Here is an 18,678-nt window from a genome sequence, read left to right on the forward strand (position 1 = left end):
TGGACGGGGCTCCATCACATGTCGACCATCAGGCGATATCCTGTGCCGCGCACCGTCTGAAGATAGACCGGATTGCCCGGATCCTTCTCGATCTTGCGGCGCAGGCGGTTCACCTGCACGTCGACGGTGCGCTCATTGGCGATGTCGGCGGCGGGGCCGGCGAGCGCCAGCCTGTCCACCGTCTCGCGCGGGATCTCGACCAGCAGGCGCAGCATGTCGCGCTCGCGTTCGGTGATGCGGACCGTCTCGCCGCCTTGCTGGAGTTCACCGCGTGAGACATGGAAGGTGAAGTCGCCAAAGGTGACGATGTCGCGCACCGGCTCGGTCGGTGTCGGCGCAACCGTCCGTTTCAGGATGTTGTTGAGGCGCAGCAGCAATTCGCGCGGCTCGAACGGCTTGGGCAGATAATCGTCGGCGCCGATCTCCAGGCCCCTGATGCGATCATCCGGATCACCGCGTGCCGTCAGCATCAGGATCGGCACGCTGGAACCGGTGCGGATCCAGCGGGTCAGGTCGAAGCCGTTCTCGCCCGGCATCATCACGTCGACGATCATCAGGTCGAAAGTGAATGCCTCGATGCGCTGGCGGGCGCTGGCGGCGTGCTCGGCCGTGGTCACGCGATAGCCATGCTCGCCGAGATAGCGCGAGAGCAGCGTGCGGATGCGGTTGTCGTCGTCGACCAGCAGGATATGGGGGGCGTCGTCAGGCAGGACGGCAACCTTGTTCATCGTTTTTCACCCCGGATCTTGTCGCTTCCGGTGACATCGCCTCGGATGAGCCGGGCGACTTCTGCCCGGCCGTCCGGATCGACCATGGCGAACAGGAAGCGTTGTGCCAGCTCGGGGCCGGTCAGGCCGGCTTCTGCGAGTGCCCGCGCGATGCGCTGGGATTGGGTCGTTGCCAGTTCGACGGCCAGTTGCTTGCCTTTCACCGTGGTGGTCAGCAAGCGCTGGCGCCGATCTTCCCGGCCTTCGCGCTGCAGAATGAAGCCCTGGTCGACCAGATCCTTCAACACCCGGGCCAGCGATTGCTTGGTGATTTTCAGAATATCCAGCAATTCGGCGACAGTAAGATCCGGATTGCGGTCCACGAAATGCAGCACGCGGTGATGGGCCCGCCCGAAGCCATAGGCCTCGAGGGCATGGTCGGGATCGGCGACGAAATCGCGATAGGCGAAGAAGAAGAGTTCGATCAGCTCATAAAGCGGAGGCTCACCCCGGTCGGTTTCCGATCGGGGAGGCGAGACAGGGGAGAACGAGAAATTTACGTCAGTCATATTGACATATTTTCGTCAGATCGTTACGCAAACCGGGCTCACCGCGAAAGGATGTTCCGCCACAGCGTTTCGGGACTTGGCGGAATCGCCGAGAATCCAAAGACGCGTCGAACCAGACAGTTAGAGCAAAACAGCGTTTGCGTCTAAACGAGCTTGCTCTGCCACGGGTGGAAATCTCAACGTGCGAGGCACGGTGCCGTTTCCGGTACGAAACATAAGGGGATTTGCCCCCCGACGCAAAAGCGACGGTTGCCATTATCCAGCCACGTCCCGAGCGGAAAAAGACGCCCGTGGCGAACGGAACAGTTTCCGCAACTGCCTGCCAATGGCTATAACATTGCGGTTACCAGGGTGTTTTGCGATCTGCTGGGGCACCGGCAGGCGCAGGGCCTCGAACCAGGAGTTGGGGCAGGAGCGCTCAGGCATGAACGCGCTTTGCTCCAAAGCGTTTTGCGATTGGACGGAAGCGTTTCAAATCGCCAAGACGCGTCGAACCGAAGAGTAAGAGCAAACAAGCGTTTTCGCCAAAACGCGCTTTGCTCCAGGAAGCGCGAAGCGCTGGAGGATTTGTCATGTCGATGTTGCCCTTCGATCAACGCGATGGCTTTATCTGGCTGGACGGCCAGATGTTGGCCTGGGGCGATGCCAAGCTTCATGTCCTATCGCACGGGCTGCATTATGGCGGTGCCGTCTTCGAGGGCGAGCGCTCCTATGGCGGCAAGATCTTCAAGTCCTCCGAGCATTCCGCGCGTTTCCGCCGTTCGGCCGAGATTCTCGACTTCGCCATTCCCTATTCGGTCGAGGAACTCGATGCTGCCAAGCAGGCCGTGCTCGACAAGAACGGCCTGAAGGACGCCTATGTCAGGCCGGTTGCCTGGCGTGGCTCGGAGATGATGGCCGTGGCCGCCCAGCATGCCACCATCCACACCGCCATCGCCGTCTGGGAATGGCCGAGCATGTTCGACATGGCGACCAAGATGAAAGGCATCCGCCTCGACGTGGCCGAATATCGCCGGCCCGATCCGAAGACCGCGCCCTCCCTGTCGAAGGCGGCCGGGCTCTATATGATCTGCACCATTTCCAAGCATCGCGCCGAGCGTCGCGGCTATGCCGATGCGCTGATGTATGACTGGCAGGGTCGTGTGGCCGAATGCACCGGCGCCAATGTCTTCTTCATCCAGGACGGCAAGATCCACACGCCGATCGCCGATTGCTTCCTCGACGGCATCACCCGCCGCACGGCGATCGACCTGGCCAAGGCCCGCGGACTGGATGTGATCGAACGGCGTATCATGCCGGACGAACTCGGCAGCTTCAGCGAATGCTTCCTCACCGGCACGGCGGCCGAGATCACGCCTGTCTCCGAGATCCTCGAGCATCGCTATACGCCGGGGACCATCACCCGCACGCTGATCGAGGACTTCAACCGGGCGGTGCGCCCGGAGAGCCACTCGGCCGCGGCCTGACCTTCGTCGGGGCCTAAGGACATGGAGAGGCAGGCCCGATGGCCTGCCTTTTGCGTTTCGGCGCCGCGGCTCTAAGGGAACGGGCTGTTGCCATGGCAACAGCCGGGGGCGCCAGCCCATGCTGGAATGGATGAAGAGGCAACGTCCAAAAGGGAGGCGAGCGATGAGGGCATCTGGATCCAGGGCTTTGGCCATGATCGCAGCCCTGATGTTCGCTGGTGCTTCTGCGTCGGGCGCCGCCGCCGCGCAGGCCGGACCGCAGACGCTGCGCCTGGCTCCGCTCCAGATCATGTGCTTTCGTGCCCCCTGTCCCTGGGGCGAGATGGCGATCAGGCCGGTCGACGCCTTGGATACGCCGCATCCGCTCTATCGCGGGCCGTTACCCAGGCTTCAGGCCCGGCCTGGCGATGCTGCCGTGATCCGTCGCGCCTGGCAGCGACGGACATGCCTGATCATTCGTGGCAGCGTGGAGGGCGCGAGCCTGCGTGTTTTCCGGATCCTGGATCGATGCTGAGTTCTATAGCGTTTTGCGATTGGACGGAGTTACCCAGAAGCGCAAAGACGCGTCGAAACAAAGAGATAGAGCAAATAGGCGTTCACGCTTGAACGCGCCTTGCTCTAGGCTCTGGCGTAATGCAGCACGGCGACACCGCAGGAGAAGGGGCGGGCGTCGACCAGCCTGAGCCGTGTGGTTCTGTGAAGTTCGCCGAGCATGGCCTTGCCGCTGCCGAGCAGGGCCGGATTGACGATGAAATGGAACTCGTCGATCAGCCCGGCCTCCACCAGGGACGAGACCAGGATGGGGCCGCCATAGACGATGATGTCCTTTCCGGGTTCGCGCTTGAGGCGGTCGACCTCCTCGGCGAGGGCCGATCCGGCAATCTCGGTATTGGGCCAACGCGATTGCTTGAGGGTTCGGCTGAAGACGATCTTGCGCATGTCGCCGATCGCCCTGGCGAAACTTGACTGGGGGCTGGCGGAATCCTCCGCAACCGTTTGCCAATGCTGGTGAAAGCCTTCCTCGGCCATCATGCGGCTGAGCAGGATGCAATCGGAGGAAGAGGTCAGCTCTTCGTGATAGCGCCTGAGCTCGATGTCCCAGCCCCAGTCAGGCCCCCAGTTCCACACCATCCAGTCATTGTTGCCGTCATGGCTGGAGCTGAAGCCGTCGGCGGATATCTGCATTTCCAGTTTGAGCCTGCGCATGGCGAGCCTCGTTGTGAGTGAATGTCAGGGCGCGATTTCCGTGAGATAGGTTTCGAGCCGGTCAAAGCTCTGATTCCAGCCTTCGCCATGGCCGTCCCGTGAAGCGAGGGTGGTGAAGACAGCTTGGTGGAAGCGCATCAAGGTCTGGCCGTCCTTGTCCTCGAAGGTGACGGTCACGATGGTTTCGGGGCCGGGATTGCCTCTGTGGTCCTCCCAGGCATGGGTGAAGACGAGGCGAGCGGGCGGCTCGACCGTCAGATAGGTGCCGCGGACCCAATGGTCGGTGCCGTCGGGCGCATGCAGGCAGGTGCGGTAGAAGCCGCCTGGACTGCAATCGAAGGCGTCCGAGGTCGCGGTGAAGCCCTTGGGACCGGGCCACCGGCTGAGGTGCTGCGGTTCGGTCCAGGCTCTGAACACCAGTTCGCGCGGCGCCTTGAACAGGCGGGTGATGACGAGCTCGTGCTCGCCGGCCGCCGGGGCGGCGTTGGTCGTGCTAGTCATGCTTGTCGTCCTTGTCGTTTCCTCGGGCCTGGAGCTCGGCGAGATAGTCGTCGAGACGGTCGAAACTGTCGTCCCAGAAGCGGCGGTAATGCTGGACCCAGTCGAAGGCTTCCCGCAGCGGGCCCGGATCCAGCCGGCAGGGACGCCATTGCGCCGAGCGGCTGCGCGTGATCAGGCCGGCCTTTTCCAGGACCTTGAGATGTTTGGAGATGGCGGGCTGGGTCAGCGTGAAGGGCTCCGACAATTGCATGACGGTCGCTTCGCCCTGGGCGAGCCGGGCCAGGATGGCCCTGCGGGTGGGGTCCGCCAGGGCCGAGAAGGTGTCGCTGAGATGGTCGGGCATCGTATATAGCCATGTAGTTAATTAACCTAATGGCTATATACGATCGTTGGCGAGAGAGGTCAAGTCTTGTGGAGACTGTATCTGGCGAGGTGCAAGACCCCTCATTCCCCTGCCGGGACCTTCTCCCGCAAGGGGAGAAGGGGTTTTGTTTGGCGAGCGCAGCGGTGCTCAGCACATTGCGATTGAGATCGGCCCCTGCCGATCAAATCCCTTCTCCCCTTGCGGGAGAAGGTGGCGGCAACCGGATGAGGGTGACGCGCGACCCGAAAAGACTGCGCTCTGTCTCAGCCGATCTTTGCCCGCAGCAGGCGGAGGGCGTTCATGGTGACCAGCACGGTCGCACCGGTATCGGCAAGGATGGCCGGCCACAGGCCGGTGATGCCGGCAATCGTGGTGACCAGGAATACCGCCTTCAATCCGAGTGCCATCGCGATGTTCTGGTGAATGTTCGTCATGGTGCGGCGCGACAGCGCGACCATGCCGGCCACGTCGCTGACGCGCCCATGCAGCACGGCGGCGTCGGCCGTTTCCAGGGCGACGTCGGTGCCGCCGCCCATGGCGATGCCGATATCGGCGGCCGCCAGGGCCGGGGCGTCATTGATGCCGTCGCCGATCTTGGCCACCGTCAGCCCCTGGGCCTTGAGTTCGTTGACGATGCGCTGCTTGTCCTGCGGCAGCAATTCGGCATGCACCTCCAACCCGAGCTTGTGCCCGATCGCCTGGGCGGTGCGGGCATTGTCGCCCGTGAGCATCAGGGTGCGCACGCCGGCCGCACGCAGGGCCGACAGCCCGGCGATGGCGTCCTCGCGCGGCTCGTCGCGCATGGCGATCAACCCGGCCGGGATGCCGCCCGCCAGCAGCACCGAGACGGTCTTGCCTTCCTGGTTGAGGGCTTCGATGCGGGTCGTGATCTCGGCCGGAAGCGCTGCCTGGCTTGCTGCCGCCTTGGGCGAGCCGAGGAACAGGGCAATACCGTCGACGCTGCCGGTCACGCCCTTGCCGCCAAGCGCCTTGGAATCCGTGGCGACGGGAGCGGGGATATTGCGTTCGGCCGCCTTGCCGAGGATGGCGGTGGCCAGCGGATGGCTGGAGCCGGCCTCCAGGGCCGCGGCCAGCCGCAGCACCTCAGTTTCGTCGCGCCCGAGCGGCACGATATCGGTCACCATGGGCTTGCCCTCGGTGAGGGTGCCGGTCTTGTCGAAGGCGGCGGCGGTGATCTTGCCTACGGTTTCAAGCACGGCGCCGCCCTTCATCAGCAGGCCGCGGCGCGCGCCGGCCGAAAGCGAGGCGGCGATGGCGGCCGGCGTCGAAATGACCAGGGCGCAGGGGCAGCCGATCAAGAGGATCGCCAGGCCCTTGTAGATCCACTCGTTCCAGGAAGCGCCGCCGACGAACGGTGGCAGCACCGCCACCAGGGCGGCCACGAGCACGACGCCCGGCGTATAATAGCGCGAGAAACGGTCGATGAAGCGCTCGGTCGGCGCCTTGCTCTCCTGGGCTTCCTCGACCAGCTTGATCACCCGCGCGATGGTGTTGTCGGCGGCGGCGGCCGTCACCCGGATGCGCAGCGCGCCATCACCATTGACGGTGCCGGCGAAGACATTGTCGTCGGTCTCCTTGCGCTTGGGCGTGCTCTCGCCGGTCACAGGCGCCTCGTCTATGGCGCTCTCGCCCGAGACGATGACGCCATCGGCGGGAATGCGGTCGCCCGGCCGCACCAGGATCACGGCGCTGACGGCGAGACTATCGGCCGGCACTTCCTTGGTGCGTCCCTCTTCTTCGAGAAGAGCGGTCTTGGGCACCAGGCTGGCGAGGGACTGGATGCTGGCGCGCGCCTTGCCGGCGGCAACGCCCTCCAGCAATTCGCCGACCAGGAAAAGGAAGACCACGGCGGCGCCTTCCTCGGCGGCCCCGATGATCACCGCGCCGACGGCGGCGATGGTCATCAGCATCTCGATGGTGAAGGGCATGCCGTAGCGGGCTGCCACCAGAGCGCGCCGCGCGATCGGAATGAGGCCGACCAGCATGGCGATGTCGAACGCCCAGACCGCGATCGCAGGCAAGAGGTGGCCGATGCCATAGGCGGCTACCAGCGCGATGCCGGCGGCGATGGTCAGGACGCCCTTGCCCGAGCGCCACCAGGGTCCGGAGGAGGGACCATGATCATGGCCGTGCAGGCCCGCAAGGGCCGGAGCCTCGCCCTGGGTGCCATGATCATGGTTGCCATGCTCGTGCCCATGCCCGGCGTGGCCATGGTCATGGCCGCCGCAGGCGCCATGATCGTGGTCGTGCTCGTGATCGTGCGCGGGCTCGGCGGCACCGGCCGGCGGCGTCGCAGCGGTCAGGGGCGAAACCTTGTAGCCGAGGCGGCGAACCCTGTCCTCGACGACGCCAAGATCCTGGCCGCCGCCATGCTTGACCGTCATCGTACCCGCGGTCACCGAGACCGAGACGTCCTCCACGCCGGTGACGCCGCGCACGGCCTTGTCGATCTTGCTGGCGCAGGAGGCGCAGTCCATGCCCTCCACGCGGTAACGGGTCTGGGTCGCAGCGATAGCCATTTCGAGTCTCGCATTTCGAATGGGTTGCATCTTCTGCGAAGGCAACTACATCCTCTAGTGGCTAGAGGAGCAAGCGGAAAAATGAAGCTTTCAGGCGTGGCGATCGGCGAAGCCGCCAAGCGCAGCGGCGTCAAGGTGCCGACCATCCGTTACTACGAGCAGGTCGGCCTGTTGCCGGCGCCGCCGCGCACGGACGGCAATCGGCGTCTCTACGAGGCGGCCGATGTGCGCAGGCTCGCTTTCATCCGCCATGCGCGCGAACTCGGCTTCGAGGTCGAGGCGATCCGTACCCTGCTCGATCTGCAGGACAATCCCGGCCAGTCCTGCGCGGTGGCCGATGCCATCGCCCGGGCCCGTCTCGCCGAGGTGGAGCAGCGCATTGCCAGCCTGCAAGCCTTGAAGGCGGAACTGCAGCGCATGGCCGAAGGCTGCCGGCACGGTCGGGTCGACGAATGCCGCGTCATCGAGATCCTAGCCGACCACGACAAATGCCTGCACGTTCATCATTGAGGAGAGGAACTGCTACGGGACCGGATGCACGCGGCCGGTCCCTTTGAAACTCAGGCAACCAGCCTCTCTCGCAGGAATGCCGCGAGCTGTTGCGTTGGTGTGCTCGCCTCCTGGCCCAGGAACAGGCCGAAATGGGCGCTGGGCGGTGGCGGCAGGCGAAAGCGGGGTGCCAGGGCTTCGCAATCGGCAGGGAGTGTCTCCGGCAACATCAGGCTGATGCCGAGACCGGCACGCAATGCGCCAACCAGCGCCGCGAAGGTGGTGACGTGGCAGGCGATCGTCCAGGCGATGCCGGCTTCGGCAAAGGCGAGGGCGGTCCGATCCTGCCAGGTGCAGGACTCTTCGAAGGCGACGAACGGCACGGGGGCGGATTCCGGCAGGTCTATGAGGCGACTTCCGCCCCAGACCAGACGCCGAGACCAATGAAACCGGGGCGCCGAGCCGAAACGGCCGGGATCGCCGATGACGATATCGCAGCGGCCTTCCCGGACGGCGCCGTCGAGTTCGGGGCTGTGGGCCGTCATCAGATCGAGCTGGATCCTGGGATGCTGCTGCCGAAACTCGGCGAGTGCGAGCGGCAGTTGCGTCATTGTCAGGTCCTCGACCAGGCCCAGTCTGACTCTGCCCGCCAATTGCCGGCCCTCGATCTGTCGCCGCGCATCGCTGGTCAACGCGAGCAGGCGCCTGGCATAGGCCGCCAGTGTTTCGCCGGCTTGCGTCAGCGAGACGCCGCGCGGCGTCCTGTCGAGCAGTCTGGCGCCGAGATCGCCCTCCAGGCGCTGCAACTGCATGCTGACCGCCGCCTGGGTCCGGGACAGGCGTTCGGCCGCAGCGCTGATCGTACCGGTTTCCGCAGCCGCAAGTAATGCGCGCAGAAGGTGGGGATCCAGGTCCCGATCCATAAATTATCCTGATATTGATATTATCATTATCAAGGTACCTTTTGGCCGGCGGATTTGGCAAGCCTGTCCCATCACGTGGATTGGAGGCAGTCTTGTCGACGCTCGCCGAACGTTTTCATGAAATCGGCCTCACTCCGCCGAATGTCGCCCGTGCCGATCTGCCATTTGCGCCCTGCGTTCGTGTCGGCGATATCCTCTACATCTCCGGCCAGATACCGGAGCGGGGCGATGACATTGCCGTGATCGGCAAGGTCGGCGAAGGCGTGAGCCTCGACGAGGCCCGCGAAGCGGCGGAACTTTGCGCCGCCAATGCCCTCTTCTGGCTCGACAGGGAATTGCGGGGGGATCTCGATCGGGTTGTCCGGATCGCCAAGGTCACCGTCTATGTCAATGCGGCGCCAGGATTTAGCCAGATCTCGCAGGTGGGGAATGGCGCTTCCGAGTTGTTTCTCAAAATCCTGGGGACGAGGGGCGAACATGCCCGCTCTGCGTTGGGAATGGCGGCGCTTCCCCTGAACGTACCGGTGGAAGTCGATGCCATCGTGCATGTGCGATAGACAGCAATAATCATAAGTTATCGGAAAATCACATGAATCTCGGTGTTGATGGCAAGCGGGCCCTGATACTGGGCGGCAATAAGGGGCTCGGCCGTGGTGTGGCCGCGCATTTGGCAGCGGAAGGTGCGATCGTCGGTCTGGTGGGGCGCGACGAAGAGGCGCTGCAGGCAACGTTGACCGATATACTGGTGGCTTCGCCAGCGTCCTTCGGCATACGCGCCGATCTCGACGATCCCGCAGATGTCTCGCTTATGCTCGCCCGGATCGATCGTGAATGGGGCGGTGTGGATATTCTGCTGCTCAATGGCGGCGGGCCACCGCCCTATGGTGCCTATGATACCGACGCGGCCCGATGGCATCGGCAGTTCGATGCCATTTTCATGACAGGGCTGCGCATCACCGCCCACGTCCTGCCCGGCATGCGGGCCCGGCGTTGGGGGCGGCTTCTCGTGGTGTCGTCCACGAGCGTGCGCGAGCCGATCAAGGGGCTGACGGCCTCGAACGCTTTGCGGGCGGCAGTGGCCGGATGGGCCAAGAGCCTGGCCGGCGAGGTCGCCGCCGATGGCGTCACCGTCAATCTCCTGCTGGCCGGCCGGCTCGATACCGACCGGACCAGGGTGCTCGACCGCCTCGATGCCGAGGCGCGGGGCGTCTCAGCCGAGACGATCGCGGCGGAAAGCCAGGCCGAGGTGCCGATCGGCCGCTATGGCACACCCGACGAATTCGGCGCGGTCGCCGCCTTCCTGGCCAGTGACCTTGCTTCCTACGTCACCGGCTCGGCTATTCCCATTGATGGCGGCTTGGCGCGAGCGATCCTTTAATTGGGGAGCAGCCCCAACCGCTGCCGCGCACTGGCCATGGTGGGACCACCGGTCACCACGACCGACATGTCGGTTCCCCTGACATCGGCGCGGGCCAGTCCGACGATGCGGCCCGTTTGGGGCGTGCTCTTGGCAAAGGAGAACGTCAGCACGACCGAATTGGCCTGTTTACGCGCGCCGATGAGGTGGCCGTCGATTCCCGCCAGGTTCGGAGAGCCCTCGGTAAGCAGCCGGAGTGCCTGGAGGAGCTTGGCATCGGTAAGGGAACGGTTGGCCATCACGCCCCGGAAACCCTGTGCGCTGCCATTCGGCAGGGAAGCAGTTCCGGTCATCACGAAGCCTGGCCCACCGCAGCGCGCGCTCCGGCAGACAAGCCCCTTGGTGAGATGCACGCCCGACGGCACGTAATATGACAAATTACGAGCTTCCTCCCAACCTCGCGACGCCAAGCCGGCATCGCTGGCCGGTGAAAGCGATACGCGTCCCGCACAGGAAGCTACAGCAAGGCAAACAGCAAAAATACCGAGAAGACGGATCAAGAGAACCCCCGAGGCATACAACAAGTGGTGTATTCCACTACGTCACCAGGCTAGGGGCAGTCCTCGTCACGAGCAAATGATTTCGAAGTGCAGATCAACGCCCGGCGATAAAAGAACAGGACAAGAAAATCGCTACTCCGCCGCGATGGGAATGCTCACGCCCGGCTCTTCCTCGAACGGGGTCTCGAGTTCGACGAACCTGTCGGGAAAGAAGCCGTTGAAATGAGTGCGCAGGCCGAGCGAATAGGCGCCGATATGGCCGATCTCGATCCAATCCCCGGTGTCGATCGTCTCGGGCAGATAGAAGGGCCGCGTCAGGATGTCGACGGAATCGCAGGTCGCGCCGCAGATGCGGAACGGCAGGAGCTTGTCCGGCGAGCCGTTGCGGCGCTTGCGGGCAGGGTCGGGGATGAAGCGGGTCGGCAGCAGCAGCTTGCCCGTCCATGAATCGGAGAGCGAGGCCCAGACACCGTCATTGATGTAGAGGCGCTGGCCCTTCTTGAGCAGCACGCGCACCATCACAGACAGGCAGCGCGCCACGATCACGCGGCCGGGCTCGGCCACCAGAGGCAGATCGTCCAGCTTCCAGTCGGCGATGTCGGCGCGGATCTGGCGCATCAGCGCCTCGGTCGTCGGCGTGCCCTGGTTGGAGCCCTTCTTCTTGGGATCTACGCCATATTGCGCGGGAAAGCCGCCGCCGATGTCGAGGCTGACGATATCTTCCTTGATGCGCGAACGCACCCAGGCGACGGAGGCCAGCGCCCGTTCATAGGTCTCGGGATCCTCGACCTGCGAGCCGACATGGAAGGCGATGCCGGTCTTGAAGCCGATGCCGGCCATGCGATCGAGCAGTTCGACGGCGTGGGTCGGCGTGGCGCCGAACTTCTTGGAGAGCTCGTAGGCCGCCGCCCCCTTGGTGGCCAGGCGCAGGAACAGCGTGATCTCCTCGGGCGGAATGTCGAGGGCGCGCACAATGCGCAGGATCTTGGCGACTTCATCCTCATGGTCGAGCGAAAGCTCGCGGATGCCGTAGGTTTCCAGCGCCAGCCGGATGTGGGATTGCGCCTTGACCGGATGCATATAAAGAAGTTCGCACTCGGGAGAGGCAGCCCGGGCCGCCTCGAATTCGGCGGGGCTGGCCACGTCGAAGGAAGTGATGCCGGCCTCGGCCAGCACCTTGAGGATCATCGGCTCGCCATTGGTCTTGACGGCATAGGCGGTCTTGCCGGGGAATTGCGCCATGAATTCGCGCGCATCGGCCGCCAGGACCTGCGGGCGGAAGCCATAGACCGGCTCATCCGGGCGGAGTGCCAGCACAGCTTCGCGGGCGGTGGTGAATTTCTGCATGGCCGAATCAACGCCCCGTTTCATGAACCCATGTTTAAGCCGGTTCACGGCTGCTGCAAAACAGCCGGGTTTCCTGACAGAAATGTGACAGTGGCGGCGAGGGGAGATGGGGCCGCGTCATACCCGACCGATTGCGACTCGGTCCTGCGGCTTGGCGCTTGACGGGCGGCCTTCACGCGGACAGATTCGCCAGGTTGCTGATTTAAGGATTCTCATCATGCGTATTGCCGGTCTTGCCGCCGTCCTGCTGGCAGCATCCTGCGCGCCGGCTCTTGCCGCCTCGGCGCTGGAGAAGAATTTCTGGCTGTCCGGGCCCAATTATGACGGCATTCTGCCCCATTGCGCCGACAAGGCTGTCTCCGATGAGATCGCCGCGCGCTTTTCCCGCAAGGAGGCCAAGTACTGGCACTCCAACCTGGCGATCCAGCAGATCGACCGCCACCGCCAGGTCGCCTTCTCGCCCTGGGGGCCGAGCTATATTCCGCGTCGCTTCTGCGTGGCGCGGGTGTTGACCAATGACGGCCATTATCGCCGCGTCTCCTATTCGATCGCCGAGGACACCGGCTGGATCGGCGCGAGCTGGGGCGTGGAATGGTGCGTCGACGGCACCGACCATAATCTGGCCTACGCGCCCGCCTGCAAGATGGCGCGTCCGTGATCCGTTGCCTGCTCGCGGCCATTTTGATGATGGCGGCGAGCAGCAGCCTTGCCGCGCGTGAAATCCGCGGCGGGGCGCCGGGCGATTTCGACCTCTATCTGCTTGCCCTGACCTGGTCGCCGGGCTTCTGCGCCACCGGCGGCACGGCCAAGCAGCCCGACCAGTGCGGTATCGGTTCGCGCCTCGGCTTTCTCGTGCATGGCCTCTGGCCTCAGGGCGAGCGCGACTATCCCACCGAATGCAATCCCGGTGCCTTCGTGCAGCGGCGCGATCTTGCCGCCACCAGGGGCGTGATGCCTTCGGAGGGCTTGGCCCGTTACGAATGGCGCAAGCACGGCACCTGCTCGGGCCTGTCGCCCGCCCGCTATTTCGAGGCGATGGCGACACTCTATCGCCGGATGGTCATTCCCGACGCCTATCGCAGCCCTGCGCAGGACAGCCGCGCCGCGCCGCTCGAGATCGAGCGGGCTTTCTCGCAGGCCAATCCCGGCCTGCGGCCCGACATGATGACGGTCGTCTGCGGCCGTGGCGAGCGCGGCAGCGTGCTCACCGAACTGCGCATCTGCCTGAGCAAGGATTTGCGCAATTTCCGGCCTTGTCCGCCGCAACTGCAGGTCCAGGGCTGCCGGACGCGAAACATTCTGATACCAGCGCTCAACTGACATTGGTCTTGGTGAACCGACATGGCTCTATGGCTCAAATTCGCAGGCACGGGGGAAGGGGAGGCCGAGGCAGGCGCCCCCAAGCCCGAACGGCTGGAAGCCGGCAATCCGGCCTTCCGCACCTGGAACAGCTATGAGAGCGCCGACGGCAAGACCTTTTGCGGCATCTGGGAGGCGACCCCGGGGCGCTGGCGCATCGTCTATGAGGAATGGGAGAGCTGCACGCTGCTCGAAGGGCGCTCCATCGTGACGCCGGATGGCGGGGCGCCGGTGGAATTGCGGCCCGGGGACACCATGATCCTCGAGCCGGGCTTTGCCGGCAGCTGGGAAGTGGTGGAAACCACGCGCAAGAGCTATGTGATCCGGCTTTGATCCAATTTCCCGGATGAGATGCGAGGCTCGCTTTTTTCGCCCGCGAGTGGGCTTCGATGGCCCGTTCATGCCGAAAGCGACTCATCTCGCCGAACCGCCCAGCCGGATGCGCGCTTTGAGGATCGATCGCGAAGTCCTGCCGATCCCGTAGCTGGCCTGATCATCCCCGCCGTCCGGCGGAGGCGGTCATATGGGCCTGGCTAGAGCAAAGCGCGTTCGCACGTGAACGCTCGTCTGCCCTAACTGTTTGTTTCGACGCGTCTTTGCGATTCTCGGTGATTCCGAGAAATCACAAAACGCTTTAGGCGATCAGGACTGATCCGTGGACTTCTCCTTGCCAGGCTGCCGGGCTGCCATTTCCCCTCTTGCCACTCCGTCGGGTTCCCGGCGATATGGGCTGGGCGGAGGTAATAGGTACAATGGCAGCACATCAGGGCGGCACCTCCAGTTTTCTACGTGAGCGCGATGGTCATGAGGCCCGCGTTTCCTATGCGGAACTCTTCTTTGATCTCGTCTATGTCTTTACGGTGACGCAGCTTTCCCATTCGCTTCTGGAGCACCTTTCCTGGGGCGGGGCGCTGCAAACCCTGGTCCTGTGGTTCGCCGTCTGGCTGGCGTGGCAATATACCTGCTGGTTCACCAACTGGTTCGATCCCGAGAAGACACCGGTTCGCATCTGCCTGTTCGTGCTGATGGCGTTGGGCCTCGTGATGGCCGCAGCCTTGCCGGAAGCCTTCGGGGAACGCGGGCTGATCTTCGCGATCTGCTTTGCGGCCATCCAGGTCGGGCGTACGGCCTTCGCCGTGCTCAGCCTGGGTGCCGGGACGCCGATTTCCCGCAATTTCCAGCGCATGATCGGCTGGAACCTGATCGCGGCCTGCATCTGGATCGCCGGCGGCCTTGCCGAGGGCGAGACCCGCATCGTGCTGTGGATCATCGCGGTGGCCTGCGAATATTTCGCCCCCTGGTTCGGCTTCTGGCTGCCCGGGCTCGGCCGCTCCGATCCCGGCAAGGAATGGACGGTGGAAGGCGGCCATATCGTCGAGCGCTGTGCGCTGTTCGTCATCGTCGCGCTGGGCGAATCCGTCCTGGTCACCGGCGCCACTCTCGCCAAATCGACGGCCTGGGATGCGCCCGGCCTGATCGCCTTCTTCGTCGCCTTCCTCGGTTCGATCGCCATGTGGTGGATCTATTTCGACATCAGCACCAAGGATGCCACGGAAGCGATCGTCGAATCCGAAGATCCCGGGCAGATCGCCGCCTATACCCATTATCTGCACGTGGCGCTGATCGCGGGTGTGATCGTCACCGCCGTCGGCAACGATCTGTCCATCGCGCATCCCGCCCATCACGTCGATTTCAGCGGCATGGCGGTGATCTTCGGCGGGCCGGCGATCTATCTCGTCGGCAATGCGCTCTATAAGCGCCTGATCTATGGCGGCGTGCCGATCACCCATGTCGTCGGCCTGCTGGCACTGGTCATTGCCGTGCCTTTCGCCTTCATGACCGATCTCCTCATGATCAGCGGCATCACCACCGTCATCATGCTCGTCGTGGCGATCTGGGAAGGCTATATCGGCAGGAAAGCGAAATCGAAGGTTCCGCATCACGCATCATGAACTATCGCCATGCCTTCCACGCCGGCAATTTTGCCGACGTCCTCAAACATATCGTGCTGGCGCGTATCCTGACCCTTCTCAAGGCGAAGGAGACGCCCTTCCGCGTGATCGACACCCATGCCGGTACCGGGCTCTACAGTCTCGAAGCCGACGAGGCCCGCCGCACCGGCGAATGGCGGGACGGCATCGGCTTGGTGGCGGCAAATCCGCCACCGGCGCGGGTCGCCGAGTTGATCGCGCCCTGGCACGGCCTGTGCCAGGGGCTGATGGCCCAGTCCCCGCCGCTCTATCCGGGCTCGCCCTGGCTCGCCGCGGATCTGACGCGGGATCAGGATCGTCTGGTTTTTTGCGAAAAGCACCCCGAGGATGCCGGCCGGCTCAAGGGCAATTTCGCCCGTGGCAAGCGGGTCAAGGTGATGGAGGGCGATGCCTGGGCCCTGCTGCCAGGCTTGCTGCCGCCGCCCGAGCGGCGCGGCCTGGTCTTCATCGATCCGCCTTTCGAGGAGGACAACGAGTTCCGGGCCATCGCGGACGGGTTGGCACAGGCCCTGCGGCGCTGGGCCACCGGTATCTATGCCATCTGGTATCCGATCAAGGGCATGCGCGAGGTCGAGAGTTTCGCGCGCAAGGTGGCCGCACTGCCCGCCAGCCGCATCCTGCGCTTCGAGCTCAGCCGCTACGCCGTGCAGCGCATCGATCGCCTCAATGGCTGCGGCATGATCATCGTGAACCCACCCTGGAAGCTGGACGAGGAATTGCGGGCCGTGGGGGACTATCTCGCACCGCTTTTTGCCAAGGAAGGCAGTGGTCTCGTGCGGCTCGACTGGCTCAAGGAAGAAGAGAAGCGCTGATTATACCAACCTGCATAAGGTTTGACTCACCAGCGCCGCCATTGCGAGCGAAGCGAAGCAATCCAGGAGCTTGAAGGCACAGGGTTTACTGCCCTGGATTGCTTCGCTTCGCTCGCAATGACGGGTCTGCCTTTATGCTCCCTGGTTTTATTACCCCGAGATTGAGGAAATCAGGCCAGGCGGGTCTCTCCCAAGGAGGCGATCGGCCGTGCGCTGGCCGACAGGGTGGCCCGCGGCGCGAAGTCGATGAACAGCGGCAGGCTGGCCGCACCCAGGGCGTGGGCGATCGAGCCGAATGTCCCCAGCCGCAGCACCGGCGCGCTGCGCGCTTCGGGAATGGCGGCGGCAAGCGCCGTTTCGAGGCGGGCAACGATTTCCCGCATGATCGGGGGCCCGAGGTCTCCGTCAATGACCACATTGGGAACGTCGAGCAGGGCCTGTGCCGACAGGACCGGTCCGACCAGGGCATCGACGCAATCGGCAATCCATTCTTCCAGTGCCGCCGGATTGGCGGCGATGGCGGCCGGCAGATCGTGCGGCCCGACGATCTTGCGACCATGCCAGCCAAGATGGCGCATCAGGGCTGCAATGGAGGCACGGGCGAGGAGGATATCATAGGGACCTTTGGGCGGAGGCACCGAAGGCAGGCGGGAGGGAGGCACGGGCAGCATGGCGACGTCGCCGGCATTGCCCTGGGCCCCCCGTCGATAATCGCCGCCCAGCACCACGCCGCCGCCGATCGCCGGCCCGAGGAAGAAATAGACGAAATCATCGGATTCCCGGCCAAAGCCGTAGAAGAGCTCGGCGATGGCGGCGGCGGTGCCGTCATTCTCGGCATGGACGTCGAGGCCGGTCAAGCTCTGCAGGGCTGCGGCAAAATCGTAGCCCTCCCACAGCGAGAGCGTGTCGATTTCCAAATTCAGCCGGTCGAGCCAGGCGCCGAGATTATAGGGCTGGGCCAGGCCGATGCCGAGCACGCGCCCGGGAGACAAGGCGTCGGCGATGGCCTTGAGATCGGCGACGTCGGCCGCCACCACCGCCAGGGCCTCCTGCGGGGCGGGCAGGGGGTAATCATGCGAACGCTTGTCAATGAGATGGCCGCCGAGATCGACAAGGGCGGTCTCGATGCGGTTGCGGTCAATGCGCACGCCGATGCCATAGGCCCCGGTCGGCTCCAGGCGTAGCAGCGTCGCCGGCTGGCCGCGCTGGCCGTGATAGCGCTTGCCGACCACGGAAATCAGTCCGAAGGCCTGCAGGTCCGAGACGATTTCGCCGATCGCCGTGTTGGTAAGGTTGGCGGCACGGGCGAGATCGGCCTTGGAGGCCTCGCGCAGGCGTCGCAGGCGCTGCAGCACGATCCGGTGGTGGTAGTGACGGATGCGCGCGGAGGTCAATCCGCGTTCCGCCATTGACGCGGGCGCCATGGCTTCCCTCCCCCTTACCGCCTGGAGCAAAATGCGTTCAGGCATGAGCGCTTGTTTGCTCTCACTTACTGGTCCGACACGTCTTTGCGATTGGAAATCATTCCATCAAAGCACAAAGCGCGCTGGGCGAGGCCACGGTCATCACGCCGCCTTTATTTATTGCCGTTGAGTAAATTCAAGTTGAGCAAAGGTGTCAAGTAACATGCAGCGGTCCTGCCTGCTGATGCATCGAAGAAATCGTGTCGTTCTTGGCCGTTTCTCATCGTCGCACCCGGATTGACGTCGGGCAGGGGGTATTGTCAGATCATTCCAAGGTGTCCGCCTCAGCCGGAGCACCGCGGTGAATGGATCATGCAATTCGATTTCAAGGACAGGCAGGTGCTGGTCAGTGGCGGCACCAGCGGCATCGGAGCAGCCATCGCGGCGGGTTTTGCCGAGGCCGGCGCCAGCGTCGTGGCGGCCGGCTTGCCGGGCGCGACGGCTCCTCCCGGCATCGAGACGGTGGAGCTCGACGTGAGGGACGGCGCTGCCGTCGCCGCGCTGGCCGGGCGCTACGAGCGGCTCGACGTGCTCGTGAATGCCGCCGGCATCATCCGGCGGGGCGCCGAGCATGAGCCCGAGACGTTCGAGGAGGTCGTCGACATCAATCTCAACGGCACCATGCGCCTGTGTGCCGCCTGCCGCAGCGCTCTGGCGGCCTCCGGTGCCGGTGCCGTGGTCAATCTCGCCTCCATGCTGTCCTTCTTCGGCGGCGGCCTGGTGCCAGCCTACAGCGCCAGCAAGGGGGGTATCGCCCAGCTCACCAAATCGCTGGCCATCGCCTGGGCCGGCGAGCGCATTCGCGTCAATGCGATTGCTCCAGGCTGGATCGAGACGCCGCTCACCAAGGCGCTGGTCGAGGACCCTGCCCGCAGCGGCCCCATCCTGGCGCGCACGCCGCTTGGGCGCTGGGGCGTGCCGGCGGATCTTGTCGGGCCCGTGCTGTTCCTATGTTCCCCCGCCGCCGCTTTCGTCACGGGCACGATCCTGCCCGTCGACGGCGGCTATCTGATTGGATGAAGCC

General features: G+C 64.4%; 21 protein-coding genes. 11 read left to right on the forward strand and 10 right to left on the reverse strand.

What is annotated here, in order from left to right; genetic code table 11:
* Positions 1 to 14: 14 nt before the first annotated feature.
* Positions 15 to 728, reverse strand: a complete 714-nt coding sequence (locus J8I29_RS02770) for a response regulator (protein WP_105861643.1) — start codon at positions 726 to 728, stop codon at positions 15 to 17.
* A complete protein-coding gene (locus J8I29_RS02775) occupies positions 725 to 1,276 on the reverse strand; it encodes a MarR family transcriptional regulator (protein ID WP_209430532.1) in 552 nt (183 codons plus the stop codon). The genes J8I29_RS02770 and J8I29_RS02775 overlap by 4 nt, the downstream gene beginning before the upstream one ends.
* A 572-nt stretch (positions 1,277 to 1,848) precedes the next feature.
* Here J8I29_RS02775 and J8I29_RS02780 point away from each other — a divergent pair.
* Positions 1,849 to 2,742: a branched-chain amino acid aminotransferase gene (locus J8I29_RS02780; RefSeq protein WP_105861645.1), complete on the forward strand. Its 894-nt coding sequence runs from the start codon at positions 1,849 to 1,851 to the stop codon at positions 2,740 to 2,742.
* Between the two features lie 163 nt (positions 2,743 to 2,905).
* Complete coding sequence (locus tag J8I29_RS02785) at positions 2,906 to 3,256, forward strand: hypothetical protein (protein ID WP_146126866.1); 351 nt, start codon at positions 2,906 to 2,908, stop codon at positions 3,254 to 3,256.
* Positions 3,257 to 3,360: 104 nt separating this feature from the next.
* On the opposite strand, the gene J8I29_RS02790 is transcribed toward J8I29_RS02785, so the two are convergent.
* The 4 genes from J8I29_RS02790 to J8I29_RS02805 form a co-directional block, all read right to left on the reverse strand.
* Positions 3,361 to 3,948 carry a dihydrofolate reductase family protein gene (locus J8I29_RS02790; protein WP_105861647.1) on the reverse strand — a complete coding sequence of 196 codons (588 nt, stop codon included), beginning with the start codon at positions 3,946 to 3,948 and terminating at the stop codon, positions 3,361 to 3,363.
* Between the two features lie 24 nt (positions 3,949 to 3,972).
* Positions 3,973 to 4,449 (reverse strand): SRPBCC domain-containing protein, encoded by a 477-nt coding sequence (locus tag J8I29_RS02795; RefSeq protein WP_209430533.1) that lies wholly within the window; start codon positions 4,447 to 4,449, stop codon positions 3,973 to 3,975.
* Positions 4,442 to 4,792 carry a metalloregulator ArsR/SmtB family transcription factor gene (locus tag J8I29_RS02800; protein WP_105861649.1) on the reverse strand — a complete coding sequence of 117 codons (351 nt, stop codon included), beginning with the start codon at positions 4,790 to 4,792 and terminating at the stop codon, positions 4,442 to 4,444. Before J8I29_RS02800 ends, J8I29_RS02795 begins: the two co-directional genes overlap by 8 nt.
* Before the next feature lie 284 nt (positions 4,793 to 5,076).
* A complete protein-coding gene (locus J8I29_RS02805; protein ID WP_209430534.1) occupies positions 5,077 to 7,353 on the reverse strand; it encodes a heavy metal translocating P-type ATPase in 2,277 nt (758 codons plus the stop codon).
* An 81-nt stretch (positions 7,354 to 7,434) separates the two neighbouring features.
* Between J8I29_RS02805 and J8I29_RS02810 the strand changes: the two genes are divergently transcribed.
* Positions 7,435 to 7,863, forward strand: coding sequence for a helix-turn-helix domain-containing protein (locus J8I29_RS02810; RefSeq protein ID WP_209430535.1), 429 nt, complete (start codon positions 7,435 to 7,437; stop codon positions 7,861 to 7,863).
* Positions 7,864 to 7,913: 50 nt separating this feature from the next.
* Here J8I29_RS02810 and J8I29_RS02815 read toward each other — a convergent pair whose 3' ends face one another.
* On the reverse strand, positions 7,914 to 8,765 hold the full coding sequence (locus tag J8I29_RS02815) for a LysR family transcriptional regulator (RefSeq protein WP_209430536.1): 852 nt from the start codon (positions 8,763 to 8,765) through the stop codon (positions 7,914 to 7,916).
* Between the two features lie 92 nt (positions 8,766 to 8,857).
* Between J8I29_RS02815 and J8I29_RS02820 the strand changes: the two genes are divergently transcribed.
* Positions 8,858 to 9,322 carry a RidA family protein gene (locus tag J8I29_RS02820; RefSeq protein ID WP_209430537.1) on the forward strand — a complete coding sequence of 155 codons (465 nt, stop codon included), beginning with the start codon at positions 8,858 to 8,860 and terminating at the stop codon, positions 9,320 to 9,322.
* A gap of 32 nt (positions 9,323 to 9,354) precedes the next feature.
* The gene (locus J8I29_RS02825) at positions 9,355 to 10,143 is read left to right on the forward strand and encodes an SDR family oxidoreductase (RefSeq protein WP_209430538.1); all 789 of its coding nucleotides are present in this window, start codon (positions 9,355 to 9,357) and stop codon (positions 10,141 to 10,143) included.
* On the opposite strand, the gene J8I29_RS02830 is transcribed toward J8I29_RS02825, so the two are convergent.
* Both J8I29_RS02830 and J8I29_RS02835 read right to left on the reverse strand, forming a co-directional pair.
* Positions 10,140 to 10,559, reverse strand: a complete 420-nt coding sequence (locus J8I29_RS02830) for a hypothetical protein (protein ID WP_209430539.1) — start codon at positions 10,557 to 10,559, stop codon at positions 10,140 to 10,142. The two genes, J8I29_RS02825 and J8I29_RS02830, sit on opposite strands and share 4 nt — an antisense overlap.
* A gap of 255 nt (positions 10,560 to 10,814) precedes the next feature.
* Positions 10,815 to 12,029, reverse strand: coding sequence for an ornithine decarboxylase (locus J8I29_RS02835; protein ID WP_105861653.1), 1,215 nt, complete (start codon positions 12,027 to 12,029; stop codon positions 10,815 to 10,817).
* A 217-nt stretch (positions 12,030 to 12,246) separates the two neighbouring features.
* Between J8I29_RS02835 and J8I29_RS02840 the strand changes: the two genes are divergently transcribed.
* From J8I29_RS02840 to rlmJ, 5 genes are all read left to right on the forward strand, one after another.
* Positions 12,247 to 12,687, forward strand: a complete 441-nt coding sequence (locus J8I29_RS02840) for a hypothetical protein (RefSeq protein WP_105861654.1) — start codon at positions 12,247 to 12,249, stop codon at positions 12,685 to 12,687.
* Positions 12,684 to 13,349, forward strand: coding sequence for a ribonuclease T2 (locus J8I29_RS02845; protein ID WP_348535971.1), 666 nt, complete (start codon positions 12,684 to 12,686; stop codon positions 13,347 to 13,349). Before J8I29_RS02840 ends, J8I29_RS02845 begins: the two co-directional genes overlap by 4 nt.
* A gap of 21 nt (positions 13,350 to 13,370) precedes the next feature.
* Positions 13,371 to 13,721 carry a cupin domain-containing protein gene (locus tag J8I29_RS02850; RefSeq protein ID WP_209430540.1) on the forward strand — a complete coding sequence of 117 codons (351 nt, stop codon included), beginning with the start codon at positions 13,371 to 13,373 and terminating at the stop codon, positions 13,719 to 13,721.
* 419 nt (positions 13,722 to 14,140) lie between these two features.
* A complete protein-coding gene (locus J8I29_RS02855) occupies positions 14,141 to 15,340 on the forward strand; it encodes a low temperature requirement protein A (protein WP_209430541.1) in 1,200 nt (399 codons plus the stop codon).
* Positions 15,337 to 16,191 carry a 23S rRNA (adenine(2030)-N(6))-methyltransferase RlmJ gene (gene rlmJ / locus J8I29_RS02860; RefSeq protein ID WP_209430542.1) on the forward strand — a complete coding sequence of 285 codons (855 nt, stop codon included), beginning with the start codon at positions 15,337 to 15,339 and terminating at the stop codon, positions 16,189 to 16,191. The genes J8I29_RS02855 and rlmJ overlap by 4 nt, the downstream gene beginning before the upstream one ends.
* Positions 16,192 to 16,361: 170 nt before the next feature.
* Here the strand turns inward: rlmJ and J8I29_RS02865 are convergent, their stop codons facing one another.
* Positions 16,362 to 17,615, reverse strand: coding sequence for an ROK family protein (locus J8I29_RS02865; RefSeq protein ID WP_245196557.1), 1,254 nt, complete (start codon positions 17,613 to 17,615; stop codon positions 16,362 to 16,364).
* A 351-nt stretch (positions 17,616 to 17,966) separates the two neighbouring features.
* Between J8I29_RS02865 and J8I29_RS02870 the strand changes: the two genes are divergently transcribed.
* Positions 17,967 to 18,674: an SDR family oxidoreductase gene (locus J8I29_RS02870; protein ID WP_105861659.1), complete on the forward strand. Its 708-nt coding sequence runs from the start codon at positions 17,967 to 17,969 to the stop codon at positions 18,672 to 18,674.
* Positions 18,675 to 18,678: the final 4 nt, after the last annotated feature.

Origin of the sequence: Labrys sp. LIt4 (assembly GCF_017813775.1) — a bacterium.
Lineage (GTDB): Bacteria > Pseudomonadota > Alphaproteobacteria > Rhizobiales > Labraceae > Labrys > Labrys okinawensis_A.